The sequence below is a fragment of the Stenotrophomonas sp. 62841_Sma genome (assembly GCF_056482945.1).
Genome location: NZ_CM151224.1, coordinates 4,208,414 through 4,224,659, shown reverse-complemented (window position 1 = coordinate 4,224,659; position 16,246 = coordinate 4,208,414). Strand labels below are relative to the sequence as shown.

The 16,246-nt window shown below is 66.8% G+C and carries 13 protein-coding genes; 9 read left to right on the top strand and 4 right to left on the bottom strand.

Going from position 1 to position 16,246, the window contains the following annotated elements; genetic code table 11:
* Nucleotides 1-40 precede the first annotated feature (40 nt).
* Nucleotides 41-1,525 carry a DUF4434 domain-containing protein gene (locus ACZK5G_RS19700; RefSeq protein WP_478464489.1) on the top strand — a complete coding sequence of 495 codons (1,485 nt, stop codon included), beginning with the start codon at nucleotides 41-43 and terminating at the stop codon, nucleotides 1,523-1,525.
* A 5-nt stretch (nucleotides 1,526-1,530) separates the two neighbouring features.
* Here the strand turns inward: ACZK5G_RS19700 and ACZK5G_RS19695 are convergent, their stop codons facing one another.
* Nucleotides 1,531-1,995, bottom strand: coding sequence for a MarR family winged helix-turn-helix transcriptional regulator (locus ACZK5G_RS19695; RefSeq protein WP_032128584.1), 465 nt, complete (start codon nucleotides 1,993-1,995; stop codon nucleotides 1,531-1,533).
* 50 nt (nucleotides 1,996-2,045) lie between these two features.
* On the opposite strand from ACZK5G_RS19695, the gene ACZK5G_RS19690 reads away from it, so the two are divergent.
* The 3 genes from ACZK5G_RS19690 (at nucleotide 2,046) to ACZK5G_RS19680 (ending at nucleotide 6,691) form a co-directional block, all read left to right on the top strand.
* Nucleotides 2,046-2,957, top strand: coding sequence for a S41 family peptidase (locus ACZK5G_RS19690; protein ID WP_478464487.1), 912 nt, complete (start codon nucleotides 2,046-2,048; stop codon nucleotides 2,955-2,957).
* Nucleotides 2,958-3,055: 98 nt separating this feature from the next.
* A complete protein-coding gene (locus tag ACZK5G_RS19685; RefSeq protein WP_478464485.1) occupies nucleotides 3,056-3,949 on the top strand; it encodes an NAD-dependent epimerase/dehydratase family protein in 894 nt (297 codons plus the stop codon).
* A 210-nt stretch (nucleotides 3,950-4,159) separates the two neighbouring features.
* Nucleotides 4,160-6,691, top strand: coding sequence for a methyl-accepting chemotaxis protein (locus tag ACZK5G_RS19680; protein WP_478464483.1), 2,532 nt, complete (start codon nucleotides 4,160-4,162; stop codon nucleotides 6,689-6,691).
* 95 nt (nucleotides 6,692-6,786) lie between these two features.
* Here the strand turns inward: ACZK5G_RS19680 and ACZK5G_RS19675 are convergent, their stop codons facing one another.
* Nucleotides 6,787-7,173 (bottom strand): DUF2628 domain-containing protein, encoded by a 387-nt coding sequence (locus tag ACZK5G_RS19675; RefSeq protein WP_478464481.1) that lies wholly within the window; start codon nucleotides 7,171-7,173, stop codon nucleotides 6,787-6,789.
* A gap of 217 nt (nucleotides 7,174-7,390) precedes the next feature.
* Here ACZK5G_RS19675 and ACZK5G_RS19670 point away from each other — a divergent pair, with 217 nt between their 5' ends.
* A complete protein-coding gene (locus tag ACZK5G_RS19670; RefSeq protein WP_165929944.1) occupies nucleotides 7,391-7,561 on the top strand; it encodes a hypothetical protein in 171 nt (56 codons plus the stop codon).
* Between the two features lie 60 nt (nucleotides 7,562-7,621).
* Here the strand turns inward: ACZK5G_RS19670 and ACZK5G_RS19665 are convergent, their stop codons facing one another.
* Nucleotides 7,622-9,667 carry a TonB-dependent receptor domain-containing protein gene (locus tag ACZK5G_RS19665; RefSeq protein WP_329893366.1) on the bottom strand — a complete coding sequence of 682 codons (2,046 nt, stop codon included), beginning with the start codon at nucleotides 9,665-9,667 and terminating at the stop codon, nucleotides 7,622-7,624.
* A 493-nt stretch (nucleotides 9,668-10,160) separates the two neighbouring features.
* Between ACZK5G_RS19665 and mdoH the strand changes: the two genes are divergently transcribed.
* The 4 genes from mdoH to ACZK5G_RS19645 are packed head-to-tail and all read left to right on the top strand — an operon-like array spanning nucleotide 10,161 to nucleotide 14,585.
* Nucleotides 10,161-12,086 (top strand): glucans biosynthesis glucosyltransferase MdoH, encoded by a 1,926-nt coding sequence (gene mdoH / locus ACZK5G_RS19660; protein WP_032128590.1) that lies wholly within the window; start codon nucleotides 10,161-10,163, stop codon nucleotides 12,084-12,086.
* A gap of 50 nt (nucleotides 12,087-12,136) precedes the next feature.
* The gene (locus ACZK5G_RS19655) at nucleotides 12,137-12,796 is read left to right on the top strand and encodes an alpha/beta hydrolase (protein WP_080291776.1); all 660 of its coding nucleotides are present in this window, start codon (nucleotides 12,137-12,139) and stop codon (nucleotides 12,794-12,796) included.
* A 3-nt stretch (nucleotides 12,797-12,799) separates the two neighbouring features.
* Nucleotides 12,800-13,843, top strand: a complete 1,044-nt coding sequence (locus ACZK5G_RS19650; protein WP_279912289.1) for a histidine kinase — start codon at nucleotides 12,800-12,802, stop codon at nucleotides 13,841-13,843.
* A gap of 10 nt (nucleotides 13,844-13,853) precedes the next feature.
* A complete protein-coding gene (locus ACZK5G_RS19645) occupies nucleotides 13,854-14,585 on the top strand; it encodes a LytR/AlgR family response regulator transcription factor (RefSeq protein ID WP_010481294.1) in 732 nt (243 codons plus the stop codon).
* Between the two features lie 388 nt (nucleotides 14,586-14,973).
* Here ACZK5G_RS19645 and ACZK5G_RS19640 read toward each other — a convergent pair whose 3' ends face one another.
* Nucleotides 14,974-15,879: an IS110 family transposase gene (locus ACZK5G_RS19640; protein WP_478463664.1), complete on the bottom strand. Its 906-nt coding sequence runs from the start codon at nucleotides 15,877-15,879 to the stop codon at nucleotides 14,974-14,976.
* Between the last annotated feature and the right edge of the window lie 367 nt (nucleotides 15,880-16,246).

The window sequence follows — 16,246 nt, the reverse complement described above, 5'->3', positions numbered from 1 at the left end:
CAACAACGCCACTCGCCTGGCCACGACAGGGACGTAGAACATGAACAGGATTGGATTGATCGCAGTGCTGGCCTGTACCGCCCCCGTCCATGCGGCCAGCCCCCTGTTGTCCGGCAGCTTCGTCCACGTTGGCTACTCGGGCAGCGACGAACAACTGCCGGCCGCGCAGTTGCCGCTGTTCCTGGATGAACTGCAGGACCTGGGCAACGACACGATCATCCTCGGTCAGGTGCGTGCCACCCGTGCCGGCGTCGGCTGCGCCAGCGGCGTGCAGGATTTCGAATGGATTGCCGGCTTTCCCGGCAAGCTCGGCACCGTGCTCGATGCGGCGGCCGCGCGCGGCATGAAGGTCGTGGTCGGCACCACCTACAGCTCGGGGCAGTGCGCCACCTTCTGGCAGGGGCAGAACGCAACGGCCGTGGCACAGGATGCGGCGCAGTCGCTGGCCCAGCTGGGCCAACAGTACGGATCGCATCCGGCGTTCGCTGGCTGGTACATCACCGACGAGCCAGCACAGGTGCCGGCTGATCGCGCGCCGTTCTACCGTGCGATCGTGACGGCGCTCAAAGGCAGTACACCCTCGCGGCCGGTGATGGTGGCCCCCTACCTGGCGTCATCCAGCGTGGATCCGGCCAGCGTGGGCCGGGCTGCTGCACAGTTCCGTACGGCCACCGGCGTGGATGTGCAGATCTGGCAGGACGGCATCGGCGCCGCCTCGCATGCACGCCTGTTCCAGTGGGATCGCCCGGGTCATTCCACCGAGGCGTATTACGAGGCGCTGTCGGCGGCGCTGGGGGCCAGCGGCCTGTGGGCCGACATCGAACTGTTCAACCATGGCAGTCCCTTGTTCCTGGAAACCGGCAACGGATTGTCCGGTGCCTATCGCTCCGCGTCGGTGCAGCGCATCAACCAGCAGTTGTGGAGTGCGCGTTCGGCCGGCAAGCGCGTTGCCTGGCTCAACCAGTACCACATGTCCGAGGTGGTCGGCCCCGGCCAGGGCTATGCCGAATCGTCGCGGATGATGAACACCTATCGCGGGCTGTATGGGCTCGGCGCGTCCTACCTCGTCGATCCGGTGCAGACCACGTACAGCTACAGCGTGGTACCGGATGCGAACTATCCGGACAGCAGTGGCCACGAGCTGTTCGATCGTCGGGTGGGGGATCCGCGCAACCCGATGGATGCAGGCTGGGTAGGCGTGCATGGCAACGCCAGCATCACCATCGACCTGGGCCAGCGCCGGCGGGTGGACTGGATCGGCCTGCATACGATGACCCGCCCGGCGTGGGGCATCGTCAGGCCGACAGCTGTGGAGGTGATGTGTGCCGAGCCGGGCGCCGCTGCGGTGAAGATCGGTGTGCTGTCGGCGCCATTCCCCCAGGCCGGACTGAGCGGTTCGACCGAAGAGGAATACGTGCTGGGCAACGCCGCGCCGCTGGCCGCGCAGTGCCGCACGCTGGAGCTGCGGTTGGCCAATGGCAGCTGGACGTTCCTCAGCGAAATCGAGATGGCGGCCGAGCAGTAAGCGCCTCAGCGTTGGGGCGTGCCGCGCAGTCGCTGCGCGAACGGCCGCTGTTCAAGCGCCTGCAGTGCGTCGCGCAGCACCTGCTCCAATGACTGTCCAAGATCGGCATCGAGGCTGCGCGCCGCGCGTGCCGTGGCCTGCCACTGCGCCTGCAGCGCCGGCAACGCCTGCAACGCGCGCGGGCTCAGCTGCAGGATGCGCTCGCGGCTGTCTTCACCGACCGCAGCGTGCAGCCAGCCGTCGCGCACCATTGCTGAAACCGTCTGGCTGAGCGCCGAATGGCTGAGCCCGCAGGCCAGTGCGAGATCCTTGATGCGGCAGGGTCCCTGCGCCATCAGCGTGCGCAGCACCGGGGTGTAGCGCGGCCGGTAGTCCAGCTTCAGGTCGCGGTAGGCCTGCTCGACCGCCGGGTCCAGCTGGTCGAGCAGGGCCCGCAGCAGTGTTCCCAGGGTGGCATGTTGGAGATCCATGGTGGCGATGATATATAAGCACTTACATATCATCAACATGGGGTGCGGTCATGGCGGTTTCGTGGATGCTGGGCGCGCTGCTGGCGGCGTCCTGCCCGGCCCAGGACGCGGTGCTGCAGGCGGCGGCCACGGCGATACAGGCGCAGTACCTGGACGTGGCCGAAGGCGCGCACATTGCCGAGGCCGTGCGCGGCTGGTCCACCCAGCAGCGCTATGTGGACAGCTGCGCGGACCCCAAGGCGTTCAGCGCACGCTTGAACCAGGATCTGGACGTGTTCGATGGCCACTTCCATGTCGAGCGGGTGGATGCCCGCGCCGGCCAGGACGACTGGCTGATGGCCTGGCGCGCAGACGCGCGCAGCAATGGTGCGGGCGTGCGCGAGGTGCGGGTGCTGGAAGGCAACATCGGTTACCTGCGCCTGAGCACCTTCTATCCGCTCGATCTGGCCCGGCCGAAGCTGGCCGCAGCCTTCACCCTGCTGGCCGACACCGATGGCCTGGTGCTGGACCTGCGCCAGAACGGTGGTGGCGATGACGGCAGTGCGGACCTGCTGGTGCGGACCCTGCTGGCGGCGGAGATCACCCAGGTGCAGTCACTGCAACGCCGTGGCCAGCGCCGTCCGGTACCGTTGCCACCGGCGAGCCTGGGGCTGTACCTGAAGCCGCTGGTGGTGCTGATCGACCGCCGCACCGGGTCGGCCGCCGAATTCGTCGCGTACTCGCTGCAGGCGCAGGGGCGGGCACGTGTCGTTGGTAGTCGAAGTGGCGGTGCGGCACATATGTTCGATGATCCTGTGCTGCTGCCGGATGGCTATCAGATCAGCATTCCCAACCGGCAGCCGATCAACCTCCGTACCGGAACCAACTGGGAACGCACCGGCGTCACGCCTGATGCAGCAGGCGGTGACGATCCGCTGTTCGTCGCCCGGCAGCTGCTGGCCCGATCGGCATCGCCAGAATGAACGCACAATTGCAACCGCGCCCTATCGCAGACGACATGCAGCGTGCCTAGAATCGATGCATCCCGGTAGTTCCCGGGCGCTTCGAGTGAATGGACTCAATGAAGATTCTGTTGACCGGCAGTTCCGGGCGGATCGGGCGTGCGATCTTCGGCGCGCTGGCGGCGGCCCACGAAGTGGTGGGGCTGGATCGCAGCCCATTCGCTACCACCCGCATCATTGCCGATGTCACCGATCGTCAGGCCGTGAAGCGGGCAGTGCAGGGCGTCGACGCGGTGATCCATACCGCGGCCCTGCACGCACCCCATGTCGGCCTGGTGCCGGATGCGGTATTCCAGCAGATCAATGTGGAGGCGACCGCACACCTGTTGCAGGCTGCCCGCGAGGCCGGTGCACGCCGCTTCGTGCTGACCAGCACCACGGCGCTGTATGGCCATGCGGTGGTGGCGGGCGGTTGCCGCTGGATCGATGAAGATACCGAGCCGCTGCCACGCACCATCTACCATCGCAGCAAGCTGCAGGCCGAGGCGTTGGCTGAAGCCGCTGCGGCGCCGGGCTTCAGCGTGCGCGTGCTGCGCATGGCCCGCTGTTTCCCCGAGCCACCGGAGCGGATGGCGATGTTCCGCCTGCACCGCGGCATCGACGCGCGCGACGTGGCCAGCGCACATGCCGCGCTGCTGCACGATGAGGGCGCTGCCTTCGCACGCTACATTGCCTGCGCACCGACGCCGTTCCTGCGCGAGGATTGCCTGGAACTGGCGACCCAGCCGCGCAGGGTGCTGGCCCGCCGCGCCCCGCAGTTGCTGGCCGAGTTCGAGCGCCGTGGCTGGCCGCTGCCGCTTAGCATTGACCGCGTCTACGACAGTGCACTGATGCGCCGCACATTGGGCTGGCAGCCGCGCTTCGGCCCGGACGACGTGCTGCAGCAGTACGCGGTTGGCAGCATCGAGGTGCTGCCGCGGGCCGAATGGATCAAGGACCGCGTGGCCGAATAGGGCGGCAGCCGGGCGGGTTCCTGACCCGACCCTGAGCAGGTTCAGGAATGTGCAGATGGACCGCCTCAACCTCGTTCGCAGGCGGCCGCTAACCCGGTGCGCTTCCAGCGCCGGGCGTGTCCCGGCGGCCGGTGGCCTGCGCGACGGATCGCGCACCTGCGCGGTGCCCTCGCGGTGCCGGTCGTCCTGAACTGCCTTGCGGATCCTTCCATGCCTTCTCCCCGTTCCGCCGCTGCCCGCCGCCCGGGCAGCATCGCCCACAAGCTGATGCTGGGCACCGCTGCGATCGCGCTGCTGTGCTTCGGCCTGACTGCGTTCCTGATCTACCGCCAGGCCAGCGCCAGCCTGATCGACGCCTCGCGCCAGACCATGGCCAGCGAAGCCACCGCCGAAGCCCGCCAGGTCGCGGCCGATCTGGGCACCGCCTTTGCCAGCAACGACGCCATGGTCGAGGCCGTGCTCGCCCAGCGCGCGCGCGGCGATGTTCCGGACCGTGCCAGCCTGGCTGCCGTGCTGGGAGAGCAGCTGCGCACCCACCCCGAGTGGCTGGGCAAGAGCACCATGTGGGAGGCCGACGCCTTCGATGGCAAGGATGCCGAGTTCGTCAACACTGAAGCGCACGATGCCACCGGTCGTTACATGAGCTACTGGGCCTGGCACGATGGCAAGCCGCAGCAGTCGACGATGACCGATTACACCGAGACGGCCAGTGGCTCCGGTGACTGGTACATGGTGCCCAGCCGCGACAAGCTGGCGAAGGTAAGCGAGCCCTACGCCTACGACATCGGTGGCCAGCAGGTGCTGATGAGCACGCTGAGCACGCCGATCATCGAAAACGGCCGGTTCCTCGGTGTATTCACTGTGGACTTCTCGCTGGCGGCGCTGCAGAAGCACCTGGCCACGCTGAAGCCGATGGGCGCCGGGCGCGTCGAACTGCTCTCGCCGAATGGCGTGGTGCTGGCCTCGGCCAATGCCGCCGAAATCGGCAAGCCACGTGGCGACGCATTGACCCGCAGCATGCTGGCAGACATCGCCGCCGACCGCCGGTTCGAAGCCTTCACTCCGGATGCCGCCGGCAACGTGCGCGTATACGTGCCGCTGCGTGTGGGCGATGCGCCGCAGCGCTTTGCACTGGGTGTGGTGATGCCGCACGCGGTGATCGTGGCCGAGGCGCGCCAGCTGCTGTGGCTGACCCTGCTGGTTGGTGTGGTGGCCGCGCTGACGCTGAGTGCCGGTGTCTATGTGCTGCTGCGCCGGTTGGCGATCCGCCCACTGGCCGAAGCCGTGCGCGTGGCCGGCGACGTCGCCGCGGGCAAGCTGGACAGCACCCTGCCGGCACGCAGCAACGACGAAGTGGGCCGCCTGCTGGACGCGATGCAGGGCATGCGGGGGCAGCTGCAGTCGGTGATGGCGGCGCAGGCGGAAATGGCGCGTCGCCATGGCGCCGGTGAAATCAGCTACCGCATGGACGCCTCGGCGTTCCCGGGTGAGTACGGCCGGATGGTGGCTGACAGCAACAAGCTGGTGGCCTCCAGCAACGCCGTCACCCAGCGCCTGGTCGACGTGATGCAACGCTATGCGGTGGGTGACCTGAGCGTGGACATGGAAGCGCTGCCGGGCGAGAAGGCGGTGTTCACCGCTGCAATGGCCACTACCAAGAGCAACCTGGCTGCGATCAACGATCAGATCCAGCAGCTGGCCGCTGCCGCCGCCGCCGGCGATTTTGCGGTGCGCGGCGACACGCTGCGTTTCGACCACGACTTCCGCCGCATGGTGGAGACCCTGAACACCATGATGCAGGTCAGCGACCACAACCTGGCGGCGCTGTCGACGCTGCTGCGCGCGATTGCCGCAGGCGACCTCAGCGCGCGCATGCAGGGCGACTTCCACGGGGTGTTCGCAGTGATGCGCGACGATGCCAACAGCACCGTGCAGCAGCTGACCCAGATCGTTGGCCAGATCCAGCAGTCGGCGGCCAGCATCCGCCTGGCGGCGGGTGAGATTGCCGCCGGCAACAGTGACCTGTCGCGCCGCACCGAGCAGCAGGCGGCGAACCTGGAAGAGACCGCGGCCTCGATGGAAGAGCTGACCTCCACGGTGCGCCAGAATGCCGACCACGCGCTGCAGGCCAACACCCTGGCCGGCTCCGCAGCGGGCGTGGCCAGCGAAGGCGGGCAGGTGGTCAGCCAGGTGGTGCAGACCATGGAACAGATCGAGGCCTCCTCGCAGCGCATTGCCGAGATCATTTCGGTAATCGATGGCATCGCGTTCCAGACCAACATCCTGGCGTTGAACGCGGCGGTGGAAGCGGCGCGTGCCGGCGAACAGGGCCGCGGATTCGCCGTGGTCGCCAGCGAAGTGCGTGCGCTGGCCCAGCGCTCGGCAGGCGCGGCCAAGGAGATCAAGGAGCTGATCGACGCCTCGGTGGCGCAGGTCGGTGCCGGTGCGCAGCTGGTGCACGGCGCGGGCCGCACCATGCAGGAAATCGTCGGCCAGGTCGGCCGAGTGAACGAGATCATGGCCGAGATCTCGGCAGCCTCGCGCGAGCAGTCGGCGGGCATCGAGCAGGTCAACCAGACCGTGGTGCAGATGGACGAGACCACCCAGCAGAACGCCGCACTGGTGGAAGAGGCCAGTGCCGCCGCGCGTGCGATGGAAGAACAGGCCGAGCAGCTGGCGGTGGCGGTCTCGCGCTTCCGCCTGCAGGCCGAGCCGGTGGCTACGGTCCGCCGCGCGGCCTGATCCTGTTGCGCGCACATGAAGACGCCCGGCCAAGGCCGGGCGTCTTCATTTCTGCTTGATGCTATGCCAGGCCGGAGTGCGGCGGCAGCATCGCGTCAGAACATGCCTTCGAAGGGATTCCAGCTGGCTTTGCCCTTCACCTGCTCCAGGTAGTAGCTGTAGTTGGTGCTGGCGGCAACCAGGAAGTTCATGGCGATGAACAGCGGGCGCGCGATGATGTCCGGCAGGAGCAGGGACACGATGCCCAGCACGAGGCCGATGCCGATCACCACCAGCGCCTTGCGCCACATGCCCAGAATGAACAGGTAGATGAAGCCGAAGAAGAAGGCGAAGAAGTTGATGTTGATCTTGAGGCGGTCGCCGAAGGACAGCGCCTTCCAGGCTTCCTTGAAGCGCGGCTCCTTCGGAGCGCCGTGCTGCTGGAAGAAATTGAAGCGGAACTGCCACTTCGGGCTGAAGCGGGAGAGGTCGACGGTGTTCATTGACGATTACGTCCTTGTAGGAAAACGGTTACATGATACGAGGCCGACGGTTCAGGAAACTACCCTCAACCGTCAAAAATGTGACGCGCCCGGCATGTGCAGGCCTGCGGCGGGGCGCCGCACCGTCACCCATCCGCCTTGTTTTTAGGATAGGGTGCGCAGTTCCGCTGCCGCCCCAGCTGAACCCGGGCGGCGGCGGGATGTCCATGGAGGTTGCATGACCACACCTGCTATACCGGAAAACGCACCGGGACCGGTGCTCCTGCCGACACCTGAAGTGGTGCAGGCACAACAACTGCTCGCACGCCAGCAACTGGCGGTAGCGATGGACCGTGCACGCACGGCCGCTACGCAGAACGCGGCTGCGGCCGCGCTGGAAAGCGAGTAATCCGCAACACCGCCGATCGCGCTGGCGTGCTGCCAGCGCGATCGCGGCGCGCGCCGCCGGTCAGAACCGCGCGGTCATGCTCATGAAGTAGCTGCGCCCGGCCACGAAGTAGTCGGTGGAGCCTTCCGCATACAGCTTCTTGTCGGCTAGGTTGCTGACACCGCCGCGCAGGGTCAGCACCTCGTTGACGTTCCAGGCAGCGGTCAGGTCATACAGGGTGTAGGCCTTGAGGAAGGTCGTGGCGGTACCGGTCTGCTTGCCGGTGTACTGCGCCGACAGGCTGCTGGAAAACACCGTATTGGGCGTCCAGTCCAGCGACGAATAGCCGGAAAACTCCGGCGTATCGATCAGGTTCCTGCCGGTGGTCAGGTTCTTGGCTTCCTTCATCCAGGTGGCCGAGGTGCGCCAGCGCCACTGCTCGCCGAAGCGGAAGTTCAGGTTGCCTTCCATGCCGCTGGTACGCGCGCGCTGCACGTTGCTCATGCGCGTCCACCAGATGCCGTTGAACTCGCCCAGCGGCGCGTATTCGATCTTGTTCTTGAAGTCGGTATGGAAATAGGTCAGGCCGGCATCGAGCAGGTCGTTGTCGAAGCTGATGCCGATCTCGCGGTTGGTGCTGGTTTCCGGGTCCAGGTCCGGGTTGCCGGCCATGTAGCAGCCGCCACGGGTATAGCCCAGCGGAATCAGCGAGGTGCAGCCGCGGCCGCCGGACTGGGTGGCCGCGGTGGCCGAATTCTCGGTCAGGCTGGGCGCGCGGAAGCCCTTGGAGACGCCACCGCGGATCGTCCACTGTTCGGCCGGGTGCCAGACCAGGTACGCACGCGGGCTGACGTGGCTGCCGAACTTCTCATGGTGGTCCAGGCGTGCGCCCAGGGTCAGCGCCAGCGTGCGGTGCAGCTTCAGTTCGTCCTCAACGAACAGTGCCCAGGTATCCACTTCCAGGTTGGAGCCGCTGACGGCATTGCCGGCATAGTCGATCGGCGCGCGGCCGATGGTATCGGTATTGGTCAGTTCCTGGCGCTTCCACTGGCCACCGACGGCGAACTGGTGTTCAACGCCCAGGGTGAACGGCGTGGTCAGGCTGCCTTCGATGATCGTATCGGTCGCCTCGGAGCGGCCGGTGGCGCCGATGTCGTTCTTGTACTCGGTCCAGTAGGCGCTGAGCTTCGAGTTGCCGAAGCTCCACTTGCCATCGTGGTTGAGCGCCAGCGAGCTGCGCTTGAGTTCGCTGGCACCCCAGGCGCCTTCGTCCTGCTTTTCCAGCGACGCGTCGATGAAGGCCTGCTGCACGCCGTGGCCGGCTTCCAGCGACAGTTCCTGCGCATCGCTGAGCTTCCACTGCAGCAGCGCGTCGACATTGCGGTCCTTCTCGCCGGCGTAGGCATTGCCATAGACACCACCGTTGGAGCGGTCGGAGTCGCGGCGCATGCTGTTGGCACCGATGCGCAGGCCGAAGCGCTCGCCGAGCGGACCGGAGAACGTCGCACCGATCTGCTGGGTATCACCGCGCTTGCCATCACCCGGGCGGGTATAGCTGTGGGTGGCGCTGCCGTTCCAGTCATCACCGATGCGCTTGGTGATGATGTTGATCACGCCGCCCATGGCGTCGGAGCCGTACAGCGACGACATTGGTCCGCGCACCACCTCGATGCGTTCGATCTGGTCGGGCGAGATCCAGTTCAGATCCTGGCGGCCGAGGTCGGGACGGTAGTTGGTCGAGGCCGAGCTGCCCATGCGCTTGCCGTCCACCAGCACCAGCGTGTAATTGGACGGCATGCCACGCAGCTTGATCTTGGACTGCTCGCCGACCGCGCTGAGGCCACCGGTCACGCCCGGCACGCGGCTGAGCAGGGTGGCCAGGTCGTGCACCGGCTGGCGCTCGATGTCCTCACGGCTGATCACGCTGATGCTGGCCGGTGCATCCTTGATCCATTGCTGGTTGCCCGAGGCGGTGACCACCACGGTATCCAGATCCTTGGTGGAGGCATCGGCGCTGGCCTCTGCGGCGGCCAGGCCGGGCAGGGCCAGCAGGCAGGCGGTGGCCAGAGCGCAGGCCAGGCGGGTGCGCGGCAGGCGCGCGGAAGGGGTACGGAACGACAGGGACATGACGGCTTCCATCGGAGGAGGGGGACCCGGTGGAAGCAGCAGGCGCACGCAGACAGCAGGCAGCCCCCTTCCATGGGTCGTTGGGCGCTGGGTTGGAACCGGCGCAGCTGGGTGGGTCTCGGCCGTGCGGAAGACGGTGACCTGCCTGGTTAATGAAATGATAACCGTTCGCGTTTGTTACGATCCAGTACCTGGGGCGACCAAGTGACATCCGTTCCCCTGCCCCGGCACTCGCCTGCTGTTTGCTGAATGGGGATAAATCCCGGCGTAGACCTTCGCACTCGGCTTACATCCGGCGCCCTAGACTGAGCCGCATTTTCGATTCCGCCCCGTTGGAGATCGTGTGGGTTCCGGTAGTGACAGACAGCGACTGCGTGGCGTGACGCCGACGCAGCCAGGACAAGTGCGGGCGCCGGGAAAGCGCGCCGGGAACCTTGGTGCATGCAGCCCGGCCGGGATGGCCGGCCGTGCCGACTGCGCGGAGTAGGCGGCAATGGAGGTGCAGACCATCCATGCGGAAGCAGATACGTCCCGGCTTGATGCCGGCTGGACGCTGCTGCCGGCCGAATCGCCGTTGCAGATGCCCGAGCAGACCCTGCGCGAAGGCCAACTGAAGGTTCGCCGCCACCGCACCTCGCCGCGGCTGATCGGCCTGCGCCGGTTCTATATCTTCGGCGGCACGCTGGCGATGACCGCCATCGCTACCCGGATGATGTGGCGGGTGCTGTCGGCCAATGGCATCAGCGTGCTCGAGGCCTGCCTGCTGGTGCTGTTTGTCGGCCTGTTCGCCTGGATCGCGCTGTCTTTCGCCAGCGCCGTGGCCGGCTTCCTGACTGCCGTGTTCGACCGGGGGTATCGCCTCGGCATCGACCCGGACAAGCCACTGCCGACAGTGCACAGCCGCACCGCGCTGCTGATGCCGACCTACAACGAAGATCCGCGCCGGCTGCTGGCCGGCCTGCAGGCGATCTACGAGTCGGTGGCCGCCACCGGCCAGCTCGACCGGTTCGACTTTTTCGTGCTCAGTGATACCCGGCGCGAAGACATCGCACGGGCCGAGGAGCAGGTGTTCGCCGAACTGCGCGAGCGCGTGCCCGATGGCCAGGCGCGGCTGTTCTACCGCCGCCGTGGCGACAACAGCGGGCGCAAGGCCGGCAACATCGCCGACTGGGTCCGCCGCTTCGGCGGTGCCTACCCGCAGATGCTGATCCTCGACGCCGACAGCCTGATGACCGGCGACAGCATCGTGCGCCTGGTCGCGGGCATGGAGCACAACGCCGACGTCGGCCTGATCCAGACCCTGCCGTCGGTGATCGGCGGGCGCACCCTGTTCGCGCGCATGCAGCAGTTCGGCGGCCGTGTGTACGGTCCGGTGATCGCCCGTGGCGTGGCCTGGTGGCACGGTGCCGAGAGCAATTACTGGGGCCACAACGCCATCATCCGCACCCGCGCCTTCGCCGATCAGGCCGGGCTGCCGGCGCTGCCGGGGCGCAAGCCGTTCGGTGGCCACGTGCTCAGCCATGACTTCGTCGAAGCGGCGCTGATGCGTCGTGGCGGCTGGGCCGCGCACATGGTGCCGTACCTGGGCGGCAGCTATGAAGAAGGTCCGCCGACCCTGACCGACCTGCTGGTGCGCGACCGCCGCTGGTGCCAGGGCAACCTGCAGCACGGCAAGGTGGTCGGCAGCCGTGGCCTGCACTGGATCAGCCGCATGCACATGCTGATCGGCATCGGTCATTACTTCACCGCGCCGATGTGGGCGATGCTGATGCTGATCGGCATCGCCATCCCGCTGTTCCAGGAAGGCATCGACTTCAACGCCCTGCTGCACCTGTCGCCCAGCGTGTACTGGCGGGCCCAGGACGAGGAACAGGTGGTGCGCCTGTTCGCGGCGACCATGGCGGTGCTGCTGCTGCCCAAGGTGCTGGGTTACCTGGCGATGCTGCTGGACCCGGTCGACCGCCGCGGGTGTGGCGGTGCCCTGCGCGCGTTCGTCTCGATGCTGGTGGAAACCGTATTGGCCGCGTTGATGGCGCCGGTGGTGATGTACGTGCAGTCGCGCGGCGTGGCCGAAGTACTGTCCGGCCGCGATTCGGGCTGGGACGCGCAGCAGCGTGACGATGGTGGCATTTCGTGGCTGGCGCTGATCCGTGGCTACGGTGGGCTGGGGGTGTTCGGCGCCTTCATGGGCATGCTGGCCTGGGCCGTGTCGCCATCGCTGGCCGCGTGGATGGCGCCGGTGGTGATCGGCATGGTGCTGGCGGTACCGGTGGTGGCGCTGACGTCTTCGCGTGGCCCCGGCGCCTTCCTGCACCGTCTTGGCCTGCTTGATATCCCCGAGGAGAACATCCCGCCGCCGGTGCTGGTACGTGCCGCGCAGCTGCGCCGGGAAGCGGCCGAACAACCGCCGCTGTACTGATCGTCCCGCGGCAGCGGCATAATGCGGCTCGAACTTGAAGGAGCCGCATCATGCTGCAAACGGTGGAACAGGAGACCGGCGCCTCGCCGCAGTGGTCGGTGATCTGGCTGCACGGCCTCGGTGCCGATGGCCACGACTTCGCGCCGATCGTGCCGGAGCTGGTGCGTCCGCATTGGCCGGCGCTGCGCTTCGTGTTCCCGCATGCACCGGTGCGGCCGATCACGATCAACAACGGCGTGCCGATGCGCGGCTGGTACGACATCGTCGGCATGGATTTCCGATCGCGCGCCGACATGGTGGGCGTGCAGGAATCGGTGGTGCAGCTGGATGCGCTGATCGCGCGCGAGATCGAGCGTGGCATCGCGCCGGAGAAGATCTTCCTGGCCGGTTTCTCGCAGGGGGGCGCGATCATCCTGACCGCCGCGCTGTCACGCACTGCGCCGCTGGCCGGCCTGATCGCGCTGTCCACCTACCTGCCCGAAGCCGACGGCGCAAAGCGCGCTGAAGGCGCCGTGCAGGTGCCGGTGTTCATGGCCCATGGCAGCAGCGATCCGGTGATTCCGCAGGCGGTGGCCGCACACAGTGCGCAGGCACTGCAGGCGCTGGGCCTGGAGGTGGAATGGCACAGTTACCCGATGGCCCACCAGGTCTGCGCCGAAGAGATCCAGGCGCTCGGTGACTGGTTGCAGGAACGCCTGGGCGCTGCCTGACCCATGCCGCCGGCCAGCGCCCCGCCCTGGATGCCGGAACTGTGCCGCCTGCCGCGGCTGGCGGCGATGCTCGGCCTGGCCGAACTGGTGGTGGTGGTGCTGGCCCTGGCCCCGGATGGCAGCCGCCACTGGACTGTGGGCGAACTGCTGTCGGCCAGTGGTTTCGCGTTGTGGCTGGCGCTGGCCGTAACGGCCAGCCTGTGCCTGCTGCGGAACGCGTTGTCGAGGTTGCCACAGGTTCTGGGGGCGGTCTCGGCCATCGCACTGGCGACGCTGATCGCGGTGGTCTGCGCGGGCATCGTGCATGCCCTGTACGCGGTGCTTGGCGACAGCTTCGCCCGCGGCATCAGCTTCTGGCGCTTCACGCTGGGCAGCGCGGCGACGACGGCGCTGATCACTGCCTTGGCCCTGCGCTACTTCTATGTGAGTGATCGCTGGGCCGCGCAGGTACAGGCCAACGCACGCGCACAGGCCGATGCCCTGCAGGCGCGGATCCGCCCGCATTTCCTGTTCAACAGCATGAACCTGATCGCCAGCCTGCTGCATCGCGACCCGGTCGTGGCCGAGCGTGCGGTGCTGGACCTGTCCGATCTGTTCCGTGCCGCGCTGGGGGCGGGCGAGGGTGATTCCACCCTGCGTGACGAATGCGAGCTGGCCGAGCGCTACCTGTCGATCGAATCACTGCGCCTGGGCGAGCGCCTGCAGGTGCGCTGGCAGCGCGACGAACCGCTGCCCTGGGATCTTCCCCTGCCTCGCCTGGTACTGCAGCCACTGGTGGAGAACGCCGTGCTGCATGGCATCTCGCGGCTGCCCGAGGGTGGCACCATCGAGCTGCAGCTGATGCGCCAGGGCAATGAACTGCAGATCTGCGTGCGCAATCCGGCGCCCGACCCGCAGGCCCCCGGGCTGGCCCTGGCGCGCGGTGCCGGCCATGCCCAGCACAGCATCGGCCATCGGCTGGCCTGGCGCTTCGGCAGCGCCGCGCGGATGACGGCTGGCTGGAGCGAGGGCTACTATGCCTGCCAGGTGACAGTGCCGATCCAGTGAGGGAGCGATCGTGAGGGTAGTCATCGCCGATGACGAACCGCTGGCGCGTGAGCGCCTGCGCAGCCTGTTGGCCGCGCAGGACGGCGTGGATGTGGTGGCCGAAGCCGGCAACGGCGAGCAGGCCCTGCACGCGTGCGCGGAGCTGCAGCCGGACCTGGTCCTGCTGGATATCGCCATGCCCGGGCTGGATGGCCTGGAAGCCGCCCGCCACCTGGCCAGCTTCGAGCCACGGCCGGCGGTGGTGTTCTGCACCGCTTACGATGCGCATGCGCTGTCGGCGTTCGAGGCGGCCGCGATTGATTACCTGATGAAGCCGGTACGTGCCGAGCGTCTGGCCGCGGCCATCGCGCGCGCGCGCACGTTCCTGGCCGGCCGCGATGGTCAGCCACAGGACCACCGCGGGCAACAGGCGCGCAGCATGCTGTGCGCGCGCCTGCGCGGCAGCCTGCGCTTGATTCCGCTGGACGACATCCATTACCTGCAGGCCGAAGAGAAGTACGTGGTGGTGCACCACGCGCGCGGCGAAGACCTGATCGAGGAATCGTTGAAGTCGCTGGAGGAAGAGTTCGCCAGCCGCTTCATCCGCATCCATCGCAACTGCCTGGTGGCGCGCCATGAGCTGGTGGAGCTGCGTCGTGGCACGGGTGGGCAGGTGCAGGCGATGTTGCGCCATGGCAAGCAACCGCTGGAAGTCAGCCGCCGCTGCGTGGCGACGCTGAAGCAGGAACTGCGGCATCTGTGAGTGTTCCGCGCGGCCTGCGGCCGCGACTGCTTACAGATCAACATCAAGATCAACAGCAACAGCAACAGCAACAGCAACAGCAACAGCGGGTCATGGCTCGGTATTTCTACGTGCTGGGTCGGGCCGGGGTGGGGTGGCGGGACACGCTGCAAGTACATCCCTGTAAGCTCGATGGCGCCTTGCTCGTGTGCGCAATCCTGCGCACACAGCAAGACCGGGGTTGGGCGTCCTGCCCAACCCGCCCGAGGCATGCCTCGGGCCCATGGCGCCAACGGTCCCGCCACCCCACCCCGGCCCAACCCTCTCGTTCTCCACTGCATCGGACAGCAAAAGCATTGTTGTTATCGGGTGGGGAGGGAAATATAGAGTCGAGATCCTATGTTCGTGGTCAAGCCTGCTGGAAGCAGGCTTGACCCACCTTCAGCATGGCCGGATCGAAGTCCCGGCCGCTTTTGAAGACACCCCAGGCGATCCTGGCCAGCTTTCTGGCCAGGATGTTGAAGACGGCGGTGCTGGGGTGACCGCGTTTTGACAGCTCGTCGTAGAGCGGTTGCCCCCGACGACACCGCTTGAGCCCCATGGCGGCCATGTAGAGCATCTGGCGCAGCACTGGCGCGCCCTGTTTGGACAGCCGACGCCGTCCCGTTCTTCCGCCAGACTCGTTAGGCCGGGGATCCAGGCCGGTGCAGGCGATCCACGCGTTGGCGTTGGCCAACGGCCAGCGCGTCATGTAGTAAATCAGGTGAGCGGCGACGGCGGGGCCGATACCAGGGATGGTCAACAGGCGCTTGTAGAGCGTGCCATGCTCTCCATCGCGACCCAAGCGCTGCAGTTCGCTTTCCAGCTCGGACAGCGTCCCAGCCAGAGCGCAGAACAGATCTGACAGCTCCCCGGGGGCACTTTTGCTTACCCCGAAGGATTGCTCCAGGCGCGCGCGTGTCTTTACCAGCGTCTGCCGCTTGCGCAGCAAATCGTGCATCTGCTGCTGCTCGTCGGTACGCGGTACGTATTCACGCAGGCGATCGTTCTCCTTCTTCACGTACCGGGCGATCGCTTCGGCGTCCATGGCGTCCGTCTTGCCACGCGAGCCCGTCGCCCGGCCGTAGTACTTGATCAGACGTGGATTGATCACATAGACAACGTGGCCTGCCTGGCCAGCCATCCGAGCCAACAACTCGTAGTACCGCCCCGTCGCCTCCATGCCAATCCGACATCGCTGGGGCAAGGTGTTGAGCCACTTGGCTATGCCGGCCTGGGTGTTGGCGATCCTGTCGCCGGCCTTGCGGTCGGCCACTGCCGGCACGAACTCCTTGGAGTCCACGTCCACGCCAATATCGAGAGAATCAGACATTTGTACGGCTCCCAGCTATCTTTAAGGGGCTGGGGTGGTACCGCACCGACGTTAGCTTGCCTACATCGACGATCCCCTTTGGGGGCCGTACGATCCTTTATCGACGTTCGTGTGCGGGATGGGGATCGCTCGACTCGTCTGTCGGCTAGTATCCGCAGATGCATGCTTGACGGTCCCTCCACCCTGGCTCCTACATACCGCGTAGGAGCCGGGAGGAACATACAAGCCATGCTCGACTCAGAGCGAAGCGACCCGCTGTTGCTCTGCTTTTCTTTTGATCTTCCGTGGCTGGCGCGCACGGAAACTGTCA